This is a genomic window from Streptomyces sp. NPDC107454, from assembly GCF_055582885.1.
The window spans coordinates 1-3,632 of sequence record NZ_JBVJPA010000057.1 but is presented as its reverse complement, the minus strand read 5'-3'; the positions used below and the strand labels follow the sequence as shown (position 1 = coordinate 3,632).

The window sequence follows — 3,632 nt, the reverse complement described above, 5'->3', positions numbered from 1 at the left end:
CCGTGGACGACCTCGTCGTGGGAGATGGGCAGGACGTAGTTCTCGCTGTAGGCGTACACCATCGAGAACGTCATCTCGTTGTGGTGGTACTTGCGATGGACCGGCTCGTGCTGCACATAGCTCAACGAGTCGTGCATCCACCCCATGTTCCACTTCAGCCCGAACCCCAGCCCCCCGAACCCGCCGGGCCCGGTGTGATGGGTGGCCCGGGTGACTCCGTCCCAGGCCGTGGACTCCTCGGCGATCGTCACGACGCCGGGTGCGCGGCGGTAGACGGTGGCGTTCATCTCCTGGAGGAAGGCGACGGCGTCGAGGTTCTCCCGGCCGCCGTGTTCGTTGGGGGTCCACTGTCCTGGTTCGCGTGAGTAGTCGAGGTAGAGCATCGAGGCGACGGCGTCGACGCGCAGGCCGTCGATGTGGAACTCCTCGCACCAGTAGACGGCGTTGGCGACGAGGAAGTTGCGTACTTCGCGGCGTCCGAAGTCGAATTCGAGGGTGCCCCAGTCGGGGTGGGCGGCGCGCTGGGGGTCCGCGTGTTCGTAGAGGGGGCGTCCGTCGAATTCGGCGAGGGCCCAGTCGTCACGCGGGAAGTGGGCCGGTACCCAGTCCATGAGGACGCCGATCCCGGCCCGGTGCAGGGCGTCGACGAGGTGTTTGAAGTCGTCGGGGGTGCCCAGGCGTGCGGTGGGGGCGTAGAAGCCGGTGACCTGGTAGCCCCAGGAGCCACCGAAGGGGTGTTCGGCGACCGGCATCAGCTCGACATGGGTGAAGCCGAGGTCGCGGACGTAGGCGGGCAGTTGCTCGGCCAGCTGGCGGTAGGTCAGGCCCGGACGCCACGAGGGGAGGTGGACCTCGTAGACGGACAGCGGTGCCTCGTGCACCGGACGGGCACCCCGCCCCGCCATCCACTCCTCGTCCGTCCACACATGGTGCGAGGCGTGCACGATCGACGAGGTGCGCGGCGGGACCTCGGTCCGCCGGGCCATCGGGTCGGCCCGCAGGGTGCGGGAGCCGTCCGGGCGGGTGATCTCGAACTTGTAGAGCTCGCCCTCGCCGATCGCCGGCACGAACAGCTCCCATACCCCGGAGGAGCCGAGCGACCGCATCGGGAACCCGGTGCCGTCCCAGAAGTTGAAGGTGCCGGCGAGGCGCACCCCGCGCGCGTTGGGCGCCCAGACCGTGAAGCGGGTGCCGGTCACCCCCTGGTGCACCATCGGCTCCGCACCCAGGGCGCGCCACAGCTCCTCGTGGCGTCCCTCGCCGAGCAGATGGAGATCGAACTCCCCGAGCGCGGGCAGGAAGCGGTACGCGTCCTCGGTGTCCTGAACCGTCCCCTCGTACGCGACGAGCAGCCGGTACGCCTCCGGGACCGCGCGCAGCGGCACCAGCGCCGAGAAGAACCCGTCCCCGTCGTCGTGCAGCTCGGCCCGCAGGTCGTCCGTCACGACGGTCACCCCGAGCGCGTACGGACGGAAGGCCAGGAAGGCCACACCGCCGGGCACCGGATGGGCGCCGAGCACCCCGTGCGGATCGTGGTGCGTGCCGGAGAGCAGCCGCTCGCGGTCACCGGGTTCGACTCCGGCGAAGACGGGAGCGCTGTCGACGACGGCGGGCTCGCACACCCCGACCACGGGCTCGGCGCCCTTCGGTTCGCCGGCGCGCGGTTCGGGAACCCTGGCCCCGGCCCCCTTCTTCGCGGCCTCGGAGACCGCCGAGGCCTTCGCATCCTTCGCGGCCTTGCTCCCGGCAGGCTTCTGAGCAGCGGCTTTCTTGACGGCAGCTTTCTTGGCCGTCGCCTTCTCGGCCGTCGCTTTCTTCACCGCCGTCTTCTTGGCGGCAGCCGGCTTCTTGGCACCGTTCTTCTTCGGACTGTCGTCGGACGGGGGGCGGGGCGTCACGGGCAGGGCCTCCTCGGCGGGGTGAGGTGGGGAAGGTCAGGGGGATGCGGCGAGTCGGCGTATCGCCGCCATCGGTACCGGCAGCCAGTCGGGCCGGTGCCGGGCCTCGTACAGGACTTCGTAGATCGCCTTGTCCGTCTCATAAGCGCGCAGGAGCACGGGATCGGCGCGCGGGTCGTGGCCGGCGACCTCCGCGTAGCCGGCGCAGTACGCGGCCCGGCAGAGGCCGGCCCAGTCGGGCACCGCCGGGACGGCTCCCGCTCGTGCGGAGGCCGGGGCCCCGGGGACGGCGTGGGCCGCGTAGTCGAAGGAGCGGAGCATCCCCGCTATGTCCCGCAGGGGCGGCTGGGGCATGCGGCGCTCGGCGAGCGGTTTCGAGGGCTCGCCCTCGAAGTCTATGAGCGACCACTCCCCGGAGGGCGCGCGCAGGCACTGGCCGAGGTGCAGATCCCCGTGTATGCGCTGGGCGGTCCAGGTCTGCCCCTCGGTGGCCAGGTCGGCCAGCGCCTCGAAGGCGGTGCGCAGACCGGCGGCGTACGGTCGCAGCGCGGGCACCGCCTGCGCCGCCGCGGCCAGCCGCTCGGTCATGCCGCCGGCGAGCAGTTCCATCTGCACGTGCCCCAGCGTGACCGTGGGCAGGGCCCGGGCGAGGGCCGTGTGCACCTCGGCGGTGGCCCGGCCCAGCGCCCGCGCCTCCCCGGTGAAGCCCTCGCCGCCGCGACAGCCGTCCCCGGCCGGTTCGCTCTGTTTGGCCAGTTCGCTCAGCGCCAGCTCCCAGCCGTCCACCGCGCCCTGCACATAAGGTTGCAGCACTCCCAGGACGTACGTCTCCTCGTCCAGGTCGGCGGCCATCCACGCCGTCGGTGCCGGCACCCGTGGGCAGCCCTCCCGGGCGAGCGCCAGGGGCAGCTCCAGATCGGGGTTCACCCCCGGGACGATGCGGCGCAACAGCTTCAGGATGAACGTATCTCCGAAGACCAGGGACGAGTTGGACTGTTCCGCGGTGATCAGGCGCGGTATCAGATCGCCCCGTATCTCCTGGTGTCGGTCCCGTTCGAAGCGCAGCTCGCCGATGCGGGCCCGGGTGCGCAGGGCCTCCAGGAGTACGTCGGCGGGGCGCGGGTCGTGCAGTGCCTCGTAGACCGTGTGCCCCGCCAGCGGCCCCTCCTCCACGTGTCCGATCAGCGCGGGCGCGAGGTGCGGCGGGAGTGCCTCGCGTACGCCGATGAGCAGTTGGTAGCAGTCGCCGGGCTGGGTGCCGGCTCCCTGGGCGGGGGTGAGCGGCTGGTGCGCCCGGACCAGCAGGTGGAGCAGGCCGAGCTGAGCCGTCGAGGGCAGCAGTTCATTGGCCGTCACCAGGGAGAACCCGGTCACCGGACGCCCCTTGCCCGCGAACCAGCGCTGCCGTGGCAGCCATTCCCGTAGGAGCGGATCGAGCGACGCGAGTAACTCGGGGCGTGCGACGGGGGCCGTGACAGAGTGGATTGCGGCTTCCGACATGACGTCGCGTCCTTTCCCCAGGGGCCCGGAGACCGGGCGAGTCGGGGTGTTACTGATGCGTGCCCAGGGCGGGACGGAGGAAACCGCCCCGCCGACCGGGTTCTGGAGTCTGTCCTTGGATCAGACGGCGTCCTTGCGGAGCCGGAACCAGTAGAAGCCGTGGCCCGCGAGGGTGAGCAAGTACGGCAGCTCTCCGATGGCCGGGAATCGCACCCCGCCGATGAGTTCGACCGG

3 protein-coding genes are annotated in these 3,632 nt (G+C 71.3%); all 3 read right to left on the bottom strand.

The genetic code is table 11. The annotated features are described in order from the left end of the window. On the bottom strand, positions 1–1,898 hold a 1,898-nt coding region (gene glgB, locus ACZ69M_RS51090), incomplete at its 3' end, for a 1,4-alpha-glucan branching enzyme (protein WP_470060544.1). A gap of 36 nt (positions 1,899–1,934) precedes the next feature. Then, positions 1,935–3,398, bottom strand: a complete 1,464-nt coding sequence (locus ACZ69M_RS51085; RefSeq protein WP_470060543.1) for a maltokinase N-terminal cap-like domain-containing protein — start codon at positions 3,396–3,398, stop codon at positions 1,935–1,937. Positions 3,399–3,518: 120 nt separating this feature from the next. Beyond that, positions 3,519–3,632, bottom strand: a 114-nt coding sequence (locus ACZ69M_RS51080) for an alpha-glucosidase C-terminal domain-containing protein (protein WP_143138439.1), incomplete at its 5' end; no start/stop codon positions are given.

Excerpts from the sequence above, each read along its gene's own strand:
- ACZ69M_RS51085 (WP_470060543.1), bottom strand. The coding sequence starts at position 3,398 with ATGTCGGAAGCCGCAATCCACTCTGTCACGGCCCCCGTCGCACGCCCC.